At 29.9% G+C, this 19,719-nt stretch carries 17 protein-coding genes; 1 reads left to right on the top strand and 16 read right to left on the bottom strand.

From position 1 onward, the window contains the following. Positions 1 to 2: 2 nt before the first annotated feature. From V7R38_RS08710 to V7R38_RS08640, 15 genes are all read right to left on the bottom strand, one after another. Positions 3 to 2,450, bottom strand: a complete 2,448-nt coding sequence (locus V7R38_RS08710) for a DUF4114 domain-containing protein (protein WP_334057625.1) — start codon at positions 2,448 to 2,450, stop codon at positions 3 to 5. A 220-nt stretch (positions 2,451 to 2,670) separates the two neighbouring features. Next, a complete protein-coding gene (locus V7R38_RS08705; protein ID WP_334057623.1) occupies positions 2,671 to 2,988 on the bottom strand; it encodes an Hpt domain-containing protein in 318 nt (105 codons plus the stop codon). Positions 2,989 to 2,990: 2 nt separating this feature from the next. Further along, a complete protein-coding gene (locus V7R38_RS08700) occupies positions 2,991 to 4,694 on the bottom strand; it encodes a GAF domain-containing sensor histidine kinase (protein WP_334057621.1) in 1,704 nt (567 codons plus the stop codon). Beyond that, positions 4,694 to 5,233, bottom strand: a complete 540-nt coding sequence (locus tag V7R38_RS08695) for a heme NO-binding domain-containing protein (RefSeq protein ID WP_334057619.1) — start codon at positions 5,231 to 5,233, stop codon at positions 4,694 to 4,696. The genes V7R38_RS08700 and V7R38_RS08695 overlap by 1 nt, the downstream gene beginning before the upstream one ends. Before the next feature lie 2 nt (positions 5,234 to 5,235). Further along, positions 5,236 to 5,646 carry a response regulator gene (locus V7R38_RS08690; RefSeq protein WP_015480404.1) on the bottom strand — a complete coding sequence of 137 codons (411 nt, stop codon included), beginning with the start codon at positions 5,644 to 5,646 and terminating at the stop codon, positions 5,236 to 5,238. A gap of 117 nt (positions 5,647 to 5,763) precedes the next feature. Then, positions 5,764 to 6,465, bottom strand: a complete 702-nt coding sequence (locus V7R38_RS08685) for a sulfite exporter TauE/SafE family protein (protein ID WP_334057616.1) — start codon at positions 6,463 to 6,465, stop codon at positions 5,764 to 5,766. Further along, positions 6,465 to 6,911 (bottom strand): FixH family protein, encoded by a 447-nt coding sequence (locus V7R38_RS08680; protein ID WP_334057614.1) that lies wholly within the window; start codon positions 6,909 to 6,911, stop codon positions 6,465 to 6,467. Before V7R38_RS08680 ends, V7R38_RS08685 begins: the two co-directional genes overlap by 1 nt. A 7-nt stretch (positions 6,912 to 6,918) precedes the next feature. Then, the gene (ccoG, locus tag V7R38_RS08675; RefSeq protein WP_334057612.1) at positions 6,919 to 8,340 is read right to left on the bottom strand and encodes a cytochrome c oxidase accessory protein CcoG; all 1,422 of its coding nucleotides are present in this window, start codon (positions 8,338 to 8,340) and stop codon (positions 6,919 to 6,921) included. 26 nt (positions 8,341 to 8,366) lie between these two features. Further along, positions 8,367 to 9,224 (bottom strand): cbb3-type cytochrome c oxidase N-terminal domain-containing protein, encoded by an 858-nt coding sequence (locus V7R38_RS08670; RefSeq protein ID WP_334057610.1) that lies wholly within the window; start codon positions 9,222 to 9,224, stop codon positions 8,367 to 8,369. A gap of 17 nt (positions 9,225 to 9,241) precedes the next feature. Continuing rightward, entirely contained in the window at positions 9,242 to 9,406 is a 165-nt protein-coding gene (locus V7R38_RS08665; protein ID WP_015480409.1) for a hypothetical protein, read from the bottom strand. Positions 9,407 to 9,410: 4 nt separating this feature from the next. Further along, positions 9,411 to 11,606: a cytochrome-c oxidase, cbb3-type subunit I gene (gene ccoN, locus V7R38_RS08660; RefSeq protein WP_334057607.1), complete on the bottom strand. Its 2,196-nt coding sequence runs from the start codon at positions 11,604 to 11,606 to the stop codon at positions 9,411 to 9,413. A 14-nt stretch (positions 11,607 to 11,620) separates the two neighbouring features. Continuing rightward, positions 11,621 to 11,788, bottom strand: coding sequence for a cbb3-type cytochrome oxidase assembly protein CcoS (ccoS, locus tag V7R38_RS08655; RefSeq protein ID WP_041383825.1), 168 nt, complete (start codon positions 11,786 to 11,788; stop codon positions 11,621 to 11,623). Between the two features lie 623 nt (positions 11,789 to 12,411). After that, positions 12,412 to 12,540, bottom strand: a complete 129-nt coding sequence (locus tag V7R38_RS08650; protein ID WP_015480412.1) for a hypothetical protein — start codon at positions 12,538 to 12,540, stop codon at positions 12,412 to 12,414. Between the two features lie 394 nt (positions 12,541 to 12,934). Further along, positions 12,935 to 14,296, bottom strand: coding sequence for an oxygen-independent coproporphyrinogen III oxidase (gene hemN, locus V7R38_RS08645; RefSeq protein WP_334057603.1), 1,362 nt, complete (start codon positions 14,294 to 14,296; stop codon positions 12,935 to 12,937). Beyond that, complete coding sequence (locus V7R38_RS08640; protein ID WP_334057601.1) at positions 14,293 to 16,674, bottom strand: heavy metal translocating P-type ATPase; 2,382 nt, start codon at positions 16,672 to 16,674, stop codon at positions 14,293 to 14,295. Before V7R38_RS08640 ends, hemN begins: the two co-directional genes overlap by 4 nt. A gap of 104 nt (positions 16,675 to 16,778) precedes the next feature. Between V7R38_RS08640 and V7R38_RS08635 the strand changes: the two genes are divergently transcribed. After that, positions 16,779 to 17,465 carry a Crp/Fnr family transcriptional regulator gene (locus V7R38_RS08635; protein ID WP_334057599.1) on the top strand — a complete coding sequence of 229 codons (687 nt, stop codon included), beginning with the start codon at positions 16,779 to 16,781 and terminating at the stop codon, positions 17,463 to 17,465. A gap of 2 nt (positions 17,466 to 17,467) precedes the next feature. On the opposite strand, the gene tamL is transcribed toward V7R38_RS08635, so the two are convergent. Further along, a complete protein-coding gene (tamL, locus tag V7R38_RS08630; protein WP_334057597.1) occupies positions 17,468 to 19,702 on the bottom strand; it encodes a translocation and assembly module lipoprotein TamL in 2,235 nt (744 codons plus the stop codon). Positions 19,703 to 19,719: the final 17 nt, after the last annotated feature.

Genomic DNA, 19,719 nt, shown 5'->3' with positions numbered 1-19,719 from the left:
TCTTATTGGCTAATTACAAAAGTTCCTTTATGAACTCTTTTAGCATCGTCTTCTATTACATACTTATAAATACCTGAGTTTACCTTTGGTGCTGTATAGTTTACTTTAGTGCTAGAACCGCTAGTTGTAATCTTTTTAACATCTACTGTTCTACCTAATAAATCAAATACTTTAATATTTACAAATTCTGATGTGTTTGGTAATACTATAGTAGTATTAGTTGCAAACGGATTTGGATAGTTAACCAATGTATTTTCATCAGACAAATTAAAGTCTTCTGCAGATAATACACTTCCTGCAGCACTCAATGCTAAATTATCTACAGATAATTGAAATGCTTTGTAAGTTGAGAAATCTCCAATTACAGAAAATACTATTGTTTTAACGTTAGCAATCGTTGCACTTTTACCACTTGCATCTTTAAACATATCAAAATCAATACTTACAGCTCTCTTTGTATTACTTGCTGATAAAGTATATCTTAATCTGTTTTCCCATGTTCTATCATCTTCCTGCATTATTACAATTTCTATATCTTGATTGTTTGCAATTTCTGCATTTACAAAATTATAGTCAGTTGCAACAACTGTTTGATCTCCTGCTAATAAATGTCTGAATAAGTTAATGTTACCTTTTACATCTCCTGTTAATGATACATTTCTGTCTACATCAAAATTAGATTCATCATATACTCTATCTGAAATTGATATTGCAAAGTCAGTCACAGTTGCTTGGTCATCTAAATAATCTAATCCCCAAGGACCATCTGCAAGATATAAAGCATCTTTTTGTGGTGAAGAATCTGTTTCTAAAGACAAACCAATATCAAATAATACACCAGTTTGTACAGTTAAAATTTCATTATAGTTACCAGATAAGGCATACGTTCTAGTCATTTCTTCATAATCAGACAATTCTGTTTTAGCAATATTTCCCACAAATTCTAATGACGTTTCTTTTGTTTTATTAATAATTTCTAATTCTAAAACACCATTGGTATATTTACCAGACTTAACAAATACGTTTGGTAACACGTTATCTACTTTTGTACTTTTTAATCCGTTTGTAGCAGTATGAGTATCTATAATATGATTAGCAATTGCAAATACTTGAGAGAATGAACTACCCCAAATTTGAAAGTTTTGATAGTTTCCTGCAGGGTATTGATCTATATTCCAGAAGCTAAACAATTCAAATTCAGATCCGTCAGTTTTAATAGAGAAACTTAAGGTATACTCTATATCTTCTGATGCTCTTTTAATTTTAGAGGCAATAATTTGATGACCTCTAGTTTCTACTGTTCTAATATCTTCTAAACTTGAGTTATTTAAACGATCACAGATAACTTTTGAATGGTCATATATTTTACCTTCTGTAGATGTTGCTAATACTGCAGATACTCTTTGGTCTCCTTCATACATGTCTAAAGAGAAAATTTCTACTGCATTTGTAATACCTAATAAATCATCTGGACTAGAAATTTGAGCTACCTCTGTTTTGTACATACCAGTCTCAGGTAAATAATCTGCTAATGAAGTAGCACCTGATTTGCTAGAATATGCACTTTTAGAAAACTTTAATTGATTCGCTTTCTTATTTAAATTATGTTTTACTTTTTCTCTTTTAAAATTTCTTTTTGCAATTAAATTTGCTAAATCACCATTACTTTCTAAACCACCATCATTTGCAGAACTAACATCTGTTGCATCATCTACATCTGCATAGTTAGTAGTATCCATTGCTTCATAAGGGTTTGCAGTTACATAAAAAATTGCATCGTTAAAATCATTATCACATGAACCATAATCTCTTCTAATATCTTCAAAACCTAATATTACTCTTTCATTGTCTGGATCTGCTAATAACACATTGTGGTATCTTAAATCGGCATTCGCTTCTGGATTAAAATCTGGGTTAGAATATAATTGCCAATGACCATTACCAACTGTTTGTGTAGTTTGGCTCCAAGCGTTTGCTAATAAAACCCAACCAATTCCTGTACCAGCTTTAAATGATCCTATTTTTACTTTATCTCCTACTAATAATCCTCCTCCACTTCCTAAAGCAGATGCATTAGGAAAAATAATTGTAATATCTTCTTTGGCAGGTGCACTTGTCATTGGGTTTTCTAAATCATATGTATAAAAACCTAAAACATTTCTGTAACCTGCACCTTCACTAATGAATGTAATCCAAACATCAGCATCATCATTTAATTTGATATCTGTATCATAACCTGCAGTAATGTATTGTGGGTTATAATCTGGAACAGGATAAGACTCAGGTAATGAGTTACTTATCATTTCTAAAGTTGCCACTGAAACAACATCTCTTTCTGGCTCTAAATATAATGGAGTTCCTAAAGCATCATAACTTCCTAAAAAGTTGTATGATTGAGCAGCCATTCCTAAAGTGCTAAACGTAAATAAAATAAGTAGTAATTTTTTCATGATATATGATTTATACCACAAATTTAACCGCAAATAGTGTTGTAAAATTTATTTTTCGGTTTCCTACAATTATTATGTAGATAAATTACAAATTAGTGTCGACGAATGAAATTATGCTACGTTTAAAGAAATGTTTTAAATGATTAAATATGACTATTATTTGAACACATTTAGGCCTAAACCTATTTAAAATCAACAACTTTAATACTTGAAAATGGTACTATAAAGATGCTATAAATGAAGTGATGTTTTCTAAAATTTGATGAAATTCGTTTTGTAGATCAAAGTTATTTTCAAGTAAATTAGCCTCGTAAGTATTGGCTATTTCATAACTTTTTTCAAGACCCAAAATACTTATTTTATGCTTTATTTTATGCACTGCCTCTTGAGTTTTCTTGGCATCTTTTGCTTCTAAATGGAGATAGTAATTTTCTTTTTCTTCAGGAAATTCTTCAATAACAATATCTAACAACATCTTTTCAGTTTCTGCATCACCTTGCGCATACTGCTGTATAACTTTTAAATTCGGAGTTTCCAATATTATTTTTTTAGTGTAAAATGAAACGTGGTACCTTTATTCAGTTCAGATTCTAACCAAATTTCACCATTGTAAATATCGACAATTTTCTTAACAATAGATAAGCCAATTCCACTTGAATTTTCTGATTGTTTTAACGATTGAAATATTTTAAAAATCTTATCAAAATTTCGTTGTTCTATACCAATTCCATTATCTGAAATCGTAAATTTATAAAACGATTTGAGGTCTTTAACATTAATATTAATAAAACCATTTTCCTTGTCATTAAATTTAATAGCATTACCAATTAAATTCTGAAAAAGTTGTTGAAATTTTGTTTTATCGCCTTTAATAACAGGTAGTTTGTCTTGAATATTTATGGTAATATTCAATGGCACATAAAGCATATGTATAACCTCTTTTACCATAACATCTAAATCTACTTCATCCTCTTCGTTAACAGTTGCATCTAAACTAGAAAATTTTAGAACATCTGTAATTAAAGCATCCATTTTTTCTAAGGTAGTTTCTATATCATTAAAATTCTGTAAACTATCTTTATCAAAAACATCTGCATTGTCCATTTTAATCCAAGAAGTTAAAGCTGATATACTTCTTAATGGCGATTTTAAATCGTGAGATACAATATGAGCATACTCTTTAAGCTCTTCATTACTTTTTGCCAATTTAGATAAAAGATCTGCATTGTCTTTCTCTGCTTTTTTACGCTCTATTAAGTTTAAGGCACTTTTAAGTTGCATAGCTACCAAATTTGCGACACTTTCTAGGGTATTTATTTGCTCTGGCTTAAAGAAGTCTTTTTGTGTATGCCTTGCGTCTATAACTCCAATGATTTCTTTATCATTTATAATTGGTACAGAAATTATTGATAACTTTTCCTTACCGAAAGAAATATACCTGTCTTCTAGGCTAGTATCATTTATTATTTCTGATATGCCCGATTTTGCAACAGAACCTAAAATACCTTCACCAACCGATAATTTTGGTCTATCATTAATTTTATCTGTATTGTAAGTAGCTATAGGCTCTAAAAATTTAGTGTCTGAGTTTATTAAATAAACAACGCAATTATCCGTATTTAGGTAACCTGTAATTTTATTGGTAATCTCCCAAGCAATTTCATTTACATCTTCTTTACCTAAAATAGATTTTGCTGTATCGTTTATTAAATCTAAAACAAGCTGCTTTTCTCTTTGTGAAGTAACATCTCTAATAATACCTTGTGCTGCAATAGGATTATTATCTTTATCAAAAATTACACTAGCATTAATATTTACCCATTTTACATTTTTGTTTTTGGTAATTATTCTAGCATTATAATCTGCAAACCTTCCTTTTTCAGTAAGTTGTGTAAAAGAAGCCATAGCATATTCATAGTCTTCATAATAAATTAAATCTACCACATTTACATCTTCTTCTTCTAGTGTAAACTCAAAGAACTTTTCTGCAACATCATTCATTTTAATAACATTGCCTTCTAAATCCATAACAAGATAGGCATCGTTAATATTCTCAAAAACGCCTTGTAGTTGAGAATTTTTCTCACCTAAAAGGCTTTCTAATTGCGCATTAACTTTTTTTAACTCTAATGAGGTATTGTAAAGTTCACGAGATTTATCTTCAAGAATTTTTTCTGCTTGAAGTCTTGCTTTTTTTTGTCTATTTAATGCTCTATTTAATATTTCTTCTTTTTCTGAACTCACTAATTTTTTCGAATTATGAATCTTACTTCAGTACCATCTTCTGCTAGTTTTTCTAAAGTTATTTCTGCAGTTGTTTTGAAGTGTTTAAATGTTCTGTTCATTAATCCTAAACCAAAATAGTACATAGCTCTACTTGATTTGTACACCATGATTAATAAATCTTCTGATTTTTCTTCTACAACAAATGTTGGTAATTCTGCTTCAGGATATATTTTACGAACTTCTACGTGAATATGGTTCTCTATAGATGATAACATTTCTATAGGATCTTTATAGGTATCTACAAGTCCCATATAACTTCTTTCAATAACGCCAAAAAAGTGTTCTCCATACACCAAAAGCAAGTCATCTATACTAATATTTGTTCGTTCGCTTAAGTTAGTTAATAAGGAAAGCATTTCCGAAAAATTATAGGTACCTATAGCAGTATAAACCCCTTCTGATTCTAATTCTGATGCCTCAATAATAGAGTCCACCATTTCCATTCCAAATTTTTCTTCTACAAGTTCTAAAAATTCGGTAAAAACAATTCCTTTCATAGTTAGTATTTTAAAAATTCATTTAGGCTCCAGTACCTAAAAATAGCCTTAATTTTAGCTTCATATTCTTCGTATTTTAATGGTTTAAGCACGTAACCTGCTATACCTAGTTTATAGCACTCGTGTATATCTCTCTCATTATTTGAAGTGGTTAAAATAATTACAGGAATATGCAAAAGATCATCTCTACCCTTCATAATTTGCATAAATTCTATACCATTTGTATCTGGCATATTTAAATCTAACAAAATTAAATTTGGCATGTCTTCTTCAATCCTTTCAAAAGCCTCTTTACCATTACTTGCAAAAGCTAATTCGTAATTATCTAAATCTTTAGCAATAGATCTTTTTAACTTTAAAACTTCTATTCTATCATCTTCTACTAGAAGTATTTTTAACTTATCTGTTCGCATTTGACTTTTGTTTAATTTATCAAAAATACCTTAAAGTTTATAGCCCGAACTTTACTGTAGATTAATTAAAAATTAATATAGATGAAATACCAAAAAGTGTAGATGAATAGATTTTATTTAATGACAGCCTGAAACTGTAGTTAATGCATTTTGCAAAACAGGTTCTGGAGATATGTATGGTATACCAAGCCCTAAACCTCTAACTATAAATAAAACACCTATAAAAACCACCATAATTGGAATCACTTTCTGTATTTTTTTTCGAAAACCATTCTTTGTAAAGTTTCCTAAATATACAAAAATTGTCATTAAAGGTATTGTGCCTAAACCAAATAGCATCATATAAATGCTACCATAAAGTGATGAAGAAGTTGTTATGGCCCCAAATAAAGCCATATAAACTAGGCCACATGGTAAAAATCCGTTTAAAAAACCAAGAGTAAAAAAAGTATCATTCCCTTTCTTTTTTAATTCTTTCCCTAAAGAACTTTTAACTTTTAAAATGATATGACTAATCTCTTTAGATAGTGGGATTTTATTAGACAGCTTTGGAAATAGAATTAAAACGATCATAAAAATACCAACAATAATTGAAACTTGTTGCTGAAAACCAAACAGATAAAAACCTTTACCTAATAAGCCAAATAACAAACCTATGAGAGCATAAGTAAAAATTCTACCAAAATGATAACTTAATATCTGAAAGAACGCTTTAGTTTGATTGCGTCTATCAACAGGCAAAATAAAAGCTATTGGACCACACATGCCTATGCAATGAAAACTGCCCAATAAACCAAATATGAGTGCTGAAAGTAACATTAGTAAACAATTTCTTTTTTAAATAAATAAGGTTTATTTTTAAATGTCCAAAATACTATAATGTTCCAGCGACCATCTACTAAACGTTGTTCAGGCACGAGCAAATATGTATTAGAAGTTGAAATAGGAATATCAAAATCTAATTGTTTATTAGATGGTCTATATAGGAACACATTACCTTCTATGTTTTTATTTTTAAAATCTTCTGGAAGTTGAATTTTTAAACCTGTTTCTGATCTTTGAACTGTAACTTTGGATTTTAGTTCATTCAAATTTTTTATGGCATCAATTTCATCTTGAAATTGCAATTCTTTCTGATAATATTTTTCTGTAACCAAATCATGACTATAGGTATGATTTGTACTCATGGTTACCACAAAATACATAATGAATGCAATAAATGCTACTATCGTAATTACAATACCTGTACCCCAATTTATTTTCATGATTCTATTATTTATATGTTCTTGGTCCTAAAAAATTGGTTTTAGTGGTTTCTAATAATTCATCATTACTAAAAACACCAATTTCAATATCTACATTATCATCTTTTAAAACAGACTTATTTATCTCGATAAATAAAGTACCTTCTGCCAAGCCTTGTTTCGGAATTATAAAGTTTTGATTAGAAACCAACTGAATTTTACCCTTATGAGACAGCAATTTATAACTCATATTTTCAATGTCTTTGGTTGTTTTGTTAATCACTTTAAATGTATAAACGTTGCTAATTATATTATTTTCCTTTTGCTGATATAATTGACCTGGTAATCTTAAAATTCGTGCTTCTACATCATTTCGTAAAAAAAGCATACCTACCAAAATTCCTGTTAGAATAAGTAAAACAGCAGAATAACCTTTCATTCTTGCTGTAAATTCAAAAGGTTTTTTCTTAGTGATATTCTCTTCACTCGCATATCGAATTAAACCTTTTGGTAAGTTGATACTTTCCATAATATGATCGCATTCATCTATACAAGCTGTGCAGTTTACACATTCTAATTGAGTTCCATTTCTAATATCTATACCTGTAGGACAAACAACTACACATTGTTTACAATCAATACAATCACCTTTACCTAGAGCTTCTCTATCTTCATTCTTTTTAAATTTAGAACGCCCTTGTTCTCTTTCTCCTCTTTTATAATCGTAGGCGACATTAATGGTTTTATTGTCTAAAAGCACACCTTGCAATCTTCCATAAGGACAAGCTATAATGCACACTTGCTCTCTAAACCATGCAAATACAAAGTAAAAAACACAAGTGAAAATAATTAAAGAAATAAGTGTATTAATATTATCTAAAGGATTACCAGTGATGTAATTAATAACAGTATCTCCACCAATTAAATACGCTAAAAAAACGTTTGCTATGATAAATGAAATCACAAAAAACACAAACCATTTTAAAAGTCTTTTTCTTATTTTTTCTGCATTCCAAGGTTGTTTATCTAGTCTTATTTGTTTTCCTCTATCACCATCAATCCAATATTCAATTTTGCGAAAAACCATTTCTAAAAAAATGGTCTGTGGGCAAATCCAACCACAAAATAAACGTCCAAAAACCACTGTAAACAGTATTACAAAAACAACACCTGTAATCATAGAAATTACCAAGAGATGAAAATCTTGTGGCCAAAATGGAAAGCTAAATATATTAAACCTTCTTTCTAATACATTAAACAGCAGAAACTGATTTCCGTTAATTTTTATAAATGGTGCAGAAAGTAGAAAAGCTAATAGAAAGTAACTTACATAACTTCTATACTTATAATATTTTCCATTTGGTTTTTTAGGAAATACCCAAGAACGCTTTCCTTCTTTATTGATGGTTCCAATACTATCTCTAAATTTTTCGTTCTCAGGTGTTTCCATACTAACTAAAAACTAACATTATCTAACTATTCTTCTTTCCAAATTTCTCCTTGAGGCGCTTTTGCCTTTTCTGGTGTTGTTCCTTGCAATGAAATAACATAACTAGCAACTTTCTCCATATCTGATGGCTTCAAAGTATTTTTCCATGAAATCATACCTTTACCATCTCTACCACCATTTAATAAAGTTGTAAATACGTTTTTAACTCCACCTCCTAATATCCAGTATTCATCAGTTAAATTAGGCCCAATAGCTCCACCACCATCAGCTAAATGACAAGAAGCACAATTTAAATTAAAGACTGCTTTACCCCTTTTTAAAGAGCTTGCATCTGTTAAAAGTTCTACAGTTTCAGCTGTGATTAAATCTGGAGCAGATTTTTTAAACTTATTTACTTCCATTTGAGCTTGAGCTACAGCTGCTTGATATTCCATTTCTGGAGTGGCACCACCCATAATTTCAAATCGAACTAGGTACACAACAGCAAATAAAATGGTAGCATAAAACATGTATACCCACCAAGGAGGAAGTGAATTATCTAACTCCTGAATACCATCGTAATTATGATCTAGAACAATGCTTTCTTCTTCTTCAACAGATTTGGCTCTTGTCCATTTTACCATCAACTTCTTAATCCAAAGATTAGGGTCTTCTGGAATTATGCCTTCTTTCTCGTTAATTAATTCTGTTGCTTTTTTAGTGGCCAAATAATTTACCAATTCCTTTAATGAAATCACTAATACAAAACCTATTAAAGCAAGCCATACCAATGGGTTTTCGAAAAAATTTAACGGATTTTCATAGGCTATAAATGCCTTAACTAATGCAAAAAATGTAGTTAAAACAAAAAGTATATAAATTATTGATTGAATCTTTTTTTTCATCGTTTACATTTTTATAATTAATCTAAAGGAATGTTGCTTACTCTTTGAATGTATTCTTTCTTAGCTGTAATTACCCACCAAAAAAGCGCTACAAAGAATGTAAAGAATATTACTAATGATATTAATGGATAGATTTCTATGCCAGTAATACTTTCCATATGGTTTTTTACAAATTTTAGCATAATCTTAATTTTTGATGATTTTTTGTTCTTCTTTTACCTTAATATCTGTTCCTAATCTTTGGATGTAAGCAATAATTGCCACCAATTCTCTGTCTTTCATCTCTACAAATGGCTCATTATTCTCTTTTGCATATTTTTTATCTTCTAAATAACTCTTAGCAAAATCAGGATCTTGATATAGGTTTTCTTCTATCTGTTTTCCTTGTTCATCCATTAATTGTTGAGCGTTGGTAATTTCTTCTTCAGAATATGGCACTCCTAAACTAACCATAGCTCTCATTTTATCTTCTGTGTTAGATTTGTCCAACTCATTTTTAATCAACCATTTATAAGAAGGCATTATTGAACCTGGAGATGTACTTTGAGGATCATAAAAGTGATTTAAATGCCAGCTATCAGAATATTTTGCACCAATTCTATGTAAATCTGGCCCTGTTCTTTTACTTCCCCATAAAAATGGATGATCGTACACAAATTCACCTGCTTTTGAATATTCTCCATATCTCTCTACCTCACTTCTAAAAGGCCTAATCATTTGTGAATGACAACCAACACAACCTTCTCTAATGTAGATATCTCTACCTTCGAGCTCTAAAGGAGTATAAGGTTTTACACTGCTAATGGTTGGTATGTTAGATTTTACCAATAAAGTTGGAATAATTTGTACAACTCCTCCAATAAGAATAGCAACTGTAGCGTAAATAGTTAATTTAATAGGTTTTCTTTCTAACCACGTGTGATATCCTTCACCTTTAGTTCTATATTTTGAAACCTTGGTTAAAGGTGCAGCTTCTGCTAATTCATCTTGTACAGTACTACCAGCTCTAACCGTTTTTACTACATTATAAAGCATTACAATAGCTCCTAGAATATACATAGATCCACCAATGGCACGCATCCAATACATAGGAATAATCTCATTCAAGGTTTCTAGAAAGTTTCCATAGGTTAGAGATCCATCAGGATTAAATTGTTTCCACATAGAAGCTTGTACAAAACCTGCTACATACATAGGTAAAGCATATAAAATAATACCTAATGTTCCTATCCAGAAATGAAAATTAGCTAACGCTTTTGAGTATAAAGTAGTTTTAAAAATTCTTGGAATCATCCAATACAACATACCAAAGGTGAAAAACCCATTCCAAGCTAATGCTCCAACATGCACGTGAGCAATGATCCAATCAGAAAAGTGTGCTATTGCGTTTACGTTTTTAAGTGATAGCATAGGGCCTTCAAAAGTAGCCATACCATAACCTGTGATTGCAACCACCATAAATTTTAAAACAGGATCTGTTCTTACCTTATCCCAAGCACCTCTTAAAGTTAGTAAACCATTGATCATACCTCCCCAAGAAGGAGCAATTAACATTACCGAAAATGCAACACCTAAATTTTGCGCCCAATTTGGTAATGAAGTATATAATAAATGGTGAGGACCAGCCCAGATATAGATAAAAATTAAAGACCAAAAATGAACTATAGATAATCGATAAGAATACACAGGTCTGTTTGCAGCTTTAGGCACAAAATAATACATTAAACCTAAAAAGGGTGTCGTTAAGAAAAATGCCACAGCATTATGACCATACCACCATTGAACCAGTGCATCTTGAACTCCTGCGTAAACTGAATAACTCTTTAAAAAACCTACTGGTAAAGCTAAACTGTTAAAAATATGTAATACAGCAACTGTTACAAAGGTTCCTAAATAAAACCAAATGGCCACGTATAAGTGACGTTGTCTTCTTTTAAGAATTGTCCAAATCATGTTTACACCAAATGCAACCCAAACCAATGCAATCATAATATCTATTGGCCATTCTAACTCAGCATATTCTTTAGAACTTGTATAACCTAATGGTAAGGTTATTGCTGCTGCAACTATAATTAATTGCCAGCCCCAAAAATTAAAATTACTTAGAAAGTTACTAGCCATTCTAGCTTTTAACAAACGTTGCAAAGAATAATAGACACCTGCATAAATAGCATTACCCACAAATGCAAAAATTACAGCGTTTGTGTGCAATGGTCTTAAACGACCAAAACTTAACCAAGAAATTCCATCTGTTACATTAGGAAACAAAAACATAAAGGCTAATAGTAACCCTACTGAAAAGCCAATAATACCCCAGAAAAGTGTAGCGTAGATGAATTTTTTAACGATTTTATTATCGTAATAAAACTGTTGCATCTTCATAATTGAATTTAATTTTAGTTGATTTTTTTAGTTTCTTTTACCAATTCATCATCAAACAAAATTCGTACGGAAGGTGTATAAGAATCATCATACTGTCCTTTCTTTACTGAATAAATAAATGCAATAAAGAATACAATTGCCACTAAAATACTTAGGGTAAGTAGTAAATATATTACGCTCATATCTTGCCTGATAATTTGATACATCAAAAATACTTAGCGTAGTTATTTTAAAACATGATATTTATCAGGTTTCAAAAATTAAAGGAAAAAATTAAAGGAAAAGCGTACTCAAAATATAAATATCTGAGTACGCTTTGAAAATCGATAAGGATCTTTTGTATTAATTTTCATTTATTAAAAAATAATACAAAACCTACTAAAATAAATATTTAGAGCATATACTCTAAAAATCTTCTTAGGTAGTAAAACAAAAAAATCCTTTAGCTATCGATTTTGAGTAGTGGGGGACTATTTTTTTATCTGGCTATAATATTAATTAAGCTAAATTTGAAAAAATATTTGAGAAAAAAAGTGTGAAAAAAATTCCGAAAAGGTTTTAGATTTTTTCTAAGAAGTACTTTTAGTTCCGTAGAAATCAAATCATAAAGTTTAGTAACGTATGAGAAACCGTCCAAATACAGGTCACTAAAAGTTTTAAAAATTAAGCACAAAAATATAGTTCACAAAACTTTGATGTTTGGCCAACTAATTGTGTTTATTGAAATGGAAAGACATAACAAGACATATTTTCGAAAATTTATAAAAAATTTCGAAAATATGAATTTTAGCTTACAGGTCCGATTTTAAAAGTTGATTAAGCTCTCAACCATAAAGATAATACTTACCGTTAAAATTAATAATTTTAGACTTGCGTCTCCTAGTCTAAGAGTTTCTGAAGTACTTCTTAAATCTGAAAATTTACGAGTTTTCATAGTGTGGGGGACTATTTAAGTTAATAATATGTAATAAATTTAATAAAATTAATTACAATACCAAATTAAATCTATAAAAAATTGATAGTTTTTTTATCGAAAAGGATTTTAATTTACTTTTTTCAATAGCATCCAATTTTAAAATTAATCCACATTAAGAATATAATTACCTTATTATCAAATACTTAAATATTATTTTAATTTTAAAACAAGCTTTCAAATAAAAAGACAATACTTAACGATAAAATAAAAAGTTTTACGGTCGCATCACTTAAACTAATAACTTTAGACATAAGATTAGAGGCAGAAGATTCTGTATTTTTCATTTTTAGGGGATATTTTAATTAATAATACCTAAATATACAGTAAAGAAACACCTTATACAACTTATGTCTTAAATGGTTAGCGAGAAGGTTTTTTGGTCAGATTTTACTTTTAATAATTTCTTATCGAAAGCCATACATACGTTTCTAACAAATGGTCTTGCCTTTTCTGGAATATAGATAGTATTGCCTTTTAAATGAACTAAATCATCTTTTATTAATTCTTCAAGTTCATGCAAATGAATATCAATGTTTGAAATCTTCATTTGGTCTAAATCCCAAGAAGTACTAAAGTTGCACATCAAATTTAAAATGTGTTTTCTTATTATTTGATCTTCTTTAGTTAAAATATGACCTCTAAAAACAGGAATTTCTCCTAAGTTCACTATTTTTTGATATTCTTTAACTGTTTTTACATTTTGAGAAAAACCATACCAAGAGTCAGAAATGGCAGACATTCCTAAACCAATCATTAGTTGGGTTTTATTCGATGTATATCCCATAAAGTTTCTATGTAACGTATTTTCTAAAGTTGCTTTATAGAGAGAATCGCTTTTTAATGCAAAATGATCCATACCTATTTCTTCATATCCCAAATCTGCAAATAGTTTTTTTCCTATTTCATACAGTTCTCTTTTTTCTTCGTCTTTTGGTAAATCATTTTCATTAAAACCTCTCTGCCCTACTCCTTTTACCCAAGGTACATGGGCATAACTGTAAAATGAAATTCGATCTGGTTTTAGCTCTTTGGTTTTATTAATGGTATAGATTACGTTTTCTTTTGTTTGATGTGGTAAACCGAAAATTAAATCATGACTTATAGAAGTGTAACCAATTGCTCTAGCCCAATCTGTAACTTGTTGCACTTCTTCAAAAGTTTGAATTCTATTAATTGCCTTTTGAACATTTTGGTTATAATCTTGAACTCCATAGCTAACTCTGGTAAATCCGCAGTTATACAACGTTTGTAATTGTTCTTTGGTTGTATTACTAGGATGACCTTCAAAACTAAACTCAGCATTATTGTGCTTTTTAGCATTTTTAAAAATACCTTGTATTAAGTACTCTAAATTTTCTTTAGAGAAAAATGTGGGTGTACCACCACCTAAATGTAATTCCTTTATAATAGGAGTTTCGTTAGTTAAATTAACATACAATTGCCATTCTTTAATTACTGTATTTATGTAATCCTCCTCTACTTCATGTCTTTTTGTAATATGTTTGTGACAAGCGCAAAACGTGCATAAACTCTCACAAAAAGGTAAATGAATATATAAGCTAATACCTTCTTTCTGATTACTTTCTATAAAAGATTGTTGAAAAGAGTTGATCCATTTTTGTTTAGAAAACGTTTCATTATTCCAATATGGCACTGTAGGATAACTAGTATATCTAGGCCCTGGAACATTATATTTTTGAATTAAATTTTTCATCGTTTACGTAATTTTTTACCAATGACATTGGTTGAAATAGTTGTGAAAATAACTATGCTTATAGAACTTAAGGGCATTAAAATAGCTGCAATTACTGGCATTAATTGGGCTGTTACTGCAAAATACAACCCAACAATATTATAAAGTAGTGATAATGCAAAACAGTATTTTATAATTGTAATTGCCTTTTTTGAAGCTTTGAAAAAAGCAGCTAATTTATCAAATTGAGATGCATCTAAAATAGCATCGCAAGCAGGAGAAAAAACATTAATATTTTCTGAAAGTGCAATACCAACATTACTCTTAGCAAGGGCTCCAGCATCATTCAAACCATCACCAATCATAGCAACATTTCTGCCTAAATTTTGTTGATTTTCAACAAATTGTAATTTATCATCTGGTTTTTGATTAAATAAAAATGTAGTTTCCTTGGGTAAAAATTCTTTCAAATACACTTTTTCACCCTCATTATCTCCTGAAATTACAGCCAGAGAATACGATCTTTTTAACGTATTAAAAATAGACTTTACCCCTTTTCTGTAAGCGTTTTTAAAACGGAATTTACCTTTGTAATTCTCATTAACACTTACATGCACTGAAGTATCAAATGATGATTCATCTTTGCCATTTTTTACAAAGGATGCAGCACCTATTTTAAGACTATTATTCTTAAGCTTAGTTTCTATTCCTTTACCTAAATGCTCATTATATACCTCTAAAACCTCAGTATTTACATTATTCAAAGACTTGTATAACATTCTACTTAAAGGATGATTTGATGCTCTTAAACTACTTTTTAAAGCTATCTTTTCTTCCATTATTAAAGGTGAACCTTCATACGTAATTGTACTTTCTTTATTATTGGTTAAGGTTCCTGTTTTGTCAAATATAACAGTATCTACACCCGCTAATTGTTCAATAACTGTTGCGTTTTTCAAATAGAATTTTTGCTTTCCAAAAATGCGCAATAAATTACCTAGAGTAAAAGGTGCAGCCAGAGCTATTGCACATGGACAAGCAATAATAAGCACTGCTGTAAATACATTTAAAGCTTTGCTAGCATCAAAAAACAACCAAAAAGTAGTAGATAAAATAGCAATGGTTAACACTATAATTGTAAAATTTTTACTGATTTTATCTGTTAGTGTTTTAAAAGACGAACTTTTATCATTCTTAAAAACATCATTACTCCACAATTGTGTTAAGTAACTTTGAGATACTGAAGCCAAGACTTGCATTTCCAAAATTCCTGTTAATTGTTTACCACCAGCAAATAACTTGTCTCCAGACTTTTTAGTTACAGGTTCTGCTTCACCAGTAACAAAACTATAATCTATTTGTGCATCTCCATTAATTAAAATTCCATCTACAGGTATTAGTTCTTGGTGTCTTATTAATAATCTATCACCTTTTTTAACATCGTAAATTTGAACATTTTCCTCTGTTTTATCTGATAAAATTCGAGTAACCGCAATTGGAAAGTACGATTTGTAATCGCGTTCAAAAGACAAGAAATTATACGTTTTTTGCTGAAAGAACTTACCTAAAAGCAAGAAGAAAACTAAACCAGTTAAACTATCGAAAAAGCCAGTACCTAAATCAAAAATAATCTCGATAGTACTTCTTATAAATAAAACAGAAACGCCCAAAGCAATAGGCACATCTATATTTAGCATTTTAGATCTTAAGCCTTTGTATGCTGAAATAAAATAATTATTGGCTGCATAAAAAACTACAGGCAAAGAAAAAACAAACATTAACCAACGAAAGATGTTTTTGTATTGATTTAACCAAAACCCATCAACCTCAAAATATTCTGGAAACGATAAAAACATCACATTACCAAAAGCAAAACCTGCAATTCCTAATTTATAAATTAAACTTCGGTTTACTTTTTTCTTACCAGTTTCATAATCTTCTAAACTTATATAAGGTTCGTAACCAATTGTACTTAATAAAAGTACTATTTCTTTAAGTGATGTTAGGGTTGCATCATAAGATACTCGAACTGTTTTTTTTGGGAAATCTACTTGAGATGAGTTTATTTTATCATTTAATTTATGCAAATTCTCTAAAACCCAAATGCACGAGCTGCAATGAATATGTGGAATATAAAGCGTAACAATTTGTGTGTGTTCGTCATTAAATTCTAAGAGTTTCTCTATAATTTCTTTGTTCTCTAAGAAATCATACTTCCCCTCAATTTCTGATGGAATTGCACCAGGATTTTCTTGTAGATCGTAATAACAAGTTAAATCGTTTTCTGAAAAAATCTCATAAACGGTTTTACAACCATTACAGCAAAAACGCTTTTCGTTAAGCGTAATTTCTGTGTTCTCACAAGAATCTCCACAATGATAACATAGTGTAGTATTCATATTTACTCTTTTTGCCTACTGCAAATTTCGAATTTCTATTCAGTTTAAAATATGATATTTGTCAGGTTTTAAATATATTTGTTAGGCAACCAATCAATACAATTATGAGTAAATGTGAACAATGTATTGTTCGTCAATTTAATTCTTTAAAACATCTTTCTAAAGATGAATTAATAAGAATGTCTGCTTGTAAAACCTCTAAAATTATTAAAAAAGGTGAACCTTTATTTATTGAAGGTGAGCATATTAATGGAGTTTTCTGTATTAAAGATGGTATTTGTAAAGTTTCTAAAATTAGTGATAATGGAAAAAATCAAATAGTAAACTTGATTAAAAAAGGCGATTTAATTGGTGAACGCAGTTTATTAACTGAAGAAGTTTCTAATTTAAATGCTGTTGCTCTAGAAGATTTAGAAGTGTGTTTTATACCAAAAAGTGAAATTGTTAAAGATTTAGAGAAAAATCAGAACTTTACAATGGATGTTTTAAAAAACATGGCAAACTCTCTTAAAAATGCAGATAATTTAATAGTTGATATGGCACAGAAAAGTGTAAAACAACGTTTGGCTGAGACACTTTTAAAACTACAAACCAAATTTGGAACCACAGAAGAAGGCAATCTAGACATTCATTTATCTAGAGAGGACATTGCCAATATTATAGGTACAGCCACAGAATCTGCAATTCGTTTATTGTCTGAATTTAAGAAAAATGGCTATATTGAAATGAAAGGCAAAAGCATTAGTATTGCTAATGAAAATGGTTTAAAGAAAGTTTCTAGCGGATTTTAACCTTAGAAAGAATAACCTATTGCAAAATTAAATACAGGTTCATCTAACCTAAAATCTAAGCGTTCTCCTTCAGGCAAAGCTGGGTCATGAAATGGTGCTGCTAAATCAAAACGAATTACAAAACCTTGCACATCAACCCTTAGTCCTAAACCTGCGCCCATTCCTAATTCATTTAAGAAGTTAGATGTAAATTTATCATTACCATTAAAAGCCGGATTTTCATTTGAGTTCCATACATTACCAGCATCAACAAAAAAGGCACCTTTAAAAAAAGAGTAAATAGGAAAGCGATATTCTATATTAGCTTCTAACCTAATATTACCTGTTCTATCAAAAAAGGAAGTACTGTTTTGATTGTTGGTATCTGTATAGGTACCTGGGCCTAAAGACCTAGTATTAAAGGCTCTTACACTATATGGACCTCCAGAAAAATATTGTTTTACAAAAGGTACAACATCAGAATTACCATAAGCCAAACCATAACCAGCAAATAAACGTGTTGCAATGGTTTGAGCATACTTATCACCAAAATTAAAATGATATCTAAAATCTACATCTGCCTTTGCATACTGTGCATATTGCAAACCTAAAAATTCTTTTGGTTGACCTGCTGTAGTTTCTTTACCTAAAAGACTTATTGAATTTCCTGCAACATCAATTGTTGAATTAAAGAAAAATTGATGGGTTCTTTTTGCAGCTAGCATTTCGTTATACGTAAATGAAAAAGTTAAACCAGAAATAAATTGCTGTTCAAAACTTCTTGCTAAAAATGGGTTGTCTGCTAAAATTTGATCAAATTCTGGTGTGGTATTAGACAACCTTGTGTAATTAACAGAAATAGGATTTACCTCATAGGTTATGTATTTGTTTGCATTCCACACATAACCAAAAAGTGCAGTTCCTGATAATAAGGTATATAACTGACTACGATCTAAATATGTTGCACTTAAACTTGTTTTTGTTTTAGGTATGGAATATTTAAAAAAGTCTTCGTTAATTGAAAACGGAGCAATTACTCTAGGAAAAATTAATTCTGTTTTTAATTCTAATTCTAAACTACTTAAGCCTGAATTATCACCTGATGAAACTTGGGTTTCATACCCAATACTAGAACTTATATTTAAGGTCTCTCCTCCTCCAAAAAGATTTCTGTTACTAAAAACCAAACCAAGAGTTGGACCAGCAAAATTGTTAGATTTAGTAACAGCTTGTAACTCTGCACGAAGCGCACGTTTGGTTAATGGTGATAAAAAGATATTGGCTTCTAATGCACCTTCATTATCATCTGCAAGGGTATCTAATTCTTTGTACTGAATGTTTACATATTTATAAGCACCTATTGTAGATAAACGTCTTGCAGTATTTTTTGAATTATCAGGATTGTAATAGTCACCTTCTTTTAGTGTGATAAAATCATCTAAATATTTAGGCTTGAAAAATTCATCATTTTGATAGTAATTTTTCTCTTCAAATCTTTTTGAAATATTAGTTGTAGAATCTCTTAAATTATAATTTGGGTAAACATTGATAGTTTTTACCTTATAAGGAATAATAGCTTTCTCAGGCACATCCTTTTTTAATTTCAAAAAAAGATCGAATTTCTTATTCTTGTATTGATTTGTATCTGCCTCAAAAATTAAAAAGTTATTATTAAAATTATAATAGCCTAAGTCTTTCAACTCAATATCTAAACGTTGCCTTTCTAACTTTAAATTCCCCAAATCGAAACGCATATCCTTTTCAAAAGGAGAATTTGAAGTAAGCTTTTTAATGTCTTTAAAAATTGGTTTAGTAAAACTATCTACTTGATAATTGGCTAAAGTATAAGGTTCTTTAATTTTTAACTGATATAACACAGATGCTCTTTTCTCTGATTCTGTAAATGATGAAGTTGCAGAGCTATAAAAGAATCCACTGTTTTCTAATCTATTTAAAAGAATGTCTTCTACCTCTAAATTCGCTACATCAGATTGATAAACTGGCTCTTCACCTAATTGCTTAAACAACCATTTATTAATAAAATTGGTCTTTTCTTGCTCATTTTTATAATAGTAGTACAAACCCAAATGCATTCCTAAAAACTTAGAGTTGGGTTCAGGTCTTAAAACTTGTCTAAGATTTTCTTTTAACTGCGCTACTTGAGGTACTGCAGAATCAGCATCCATTTCTATTTCTGCGCCTGTATACAGGCGTTCGCCTTCAGGTATAAATTTGTTAATGCTACAAGAATATAGCATAAATAATATGCTACTAA

Source organism: Polaribacter sp. P097, assembly GCF_036864555.1.
Lineage (GTDB): Bacteria > Bacteroidota > Bacteroidia > Flavobacteriales > Flavobacteriaceae > Polaribacter.
Note: the sequence above shows the minus strand (reverse complement) of the source record. Positions and strands in the feature narration are given on the sequence as shown.

Coding starts and splice junctions, on each gene's coding strand:
- V7R38_RS08710 (WP_334057625.1), bottom strand. CDS start 2,450: ATGAAAAAATTACTACTTATTTTATTTACGTTTAGCACTTTAGGAATG.
- V7R38_RS08695 (WP_334057619.1), bottom strand. CDS start 5,233: ATGAAAGGAATTGTTTTTACCGAATTTTTAGAACTTGTAGAAGAAAAA.
- V7R38_RS08690 (WP_015480404.1), bottom strand. CDS start 5,646: ATGCGAACAGATAAGTTAAAAATACTTCTAGTAGAAGATGATAGAATA.
- V7R38_RS08685 (WP_334057616.1), bottom strand. CDS start 6,465: ATGTTACTTTCAGCACTCATATTTGGTTTATTGGGCAGTTTTCATTGC.
- V7R38_RS08680 (WP_334057614.1), bottom strand. CDS start 6,911: ATGAAAATAAATTGGGGTACAGGTATTGTAATTACGATAGTAGCATTT.
- ccoG (WP_334057612.1), bottom strand. CDS start 8,340: ATGGAAACACCTGAGAACGAAAAATTTAGAGATAGTATTGGAACCATC.
- V7R38_RS08670 (WP_334057610.1), bottom strand. CDS start 9,224: ATGAAAAAAAAGATTCAATCAATAATTTATATACTTTTTGTTTTAACT.
- V7R38_RS08665 (WP_015480409.1), bottom strand. CDS start 9,406: ATGCTAAAATTTGTAAAAAACCATATGGAAAGTATTACTGGCATAGAA.
- ccoN (WP_334057607.1), bottom strand. CDS start 11,606: ATGAAGATGCAACAGTTTTATTACGATAATAAAATCGTTAAAAAATTC.
- ccoS (WP_041383825.1), bottom strand. CDS start 11,788: ATGAGCGTAATATATTTACTACTTACCCTAAGTATTTTAGTGGCAATT.
- V7R38_RS08650 (WP_015480412.1), bottom strand. CDS start 12,540: ATGAAAACTCGTAAATTTTCAGATTTAAGAAGTACTTCAGAAACTCTT.
- hemN (WP_334057603.1), bottom strand. CDS start 14,296: ATGAAAAATTTAATTCAAAAATATAATGTTCCAGGGCCTAGATATACT.
- V7R38_RS08640 (WP_334057601.1), bottom strand. CDS start 16,674: ATGAATACTACACTATGTTATCATTGTGGAGATTCTTGTGAGAACACA.
- V7R38_RS08635 (WP_334057599.1), top strand. CDS start 16,779: ATGAGTAAATGTGAACAATGTATTGTTCGTCAATTTAATTCTTTAAAA.
- tamL (WP_334057597.1), bottom strand. CDS start 19,702: ATGCTATATTCTTGTAGCATTAACAAATTTATACCTGAAGGCGAACGC.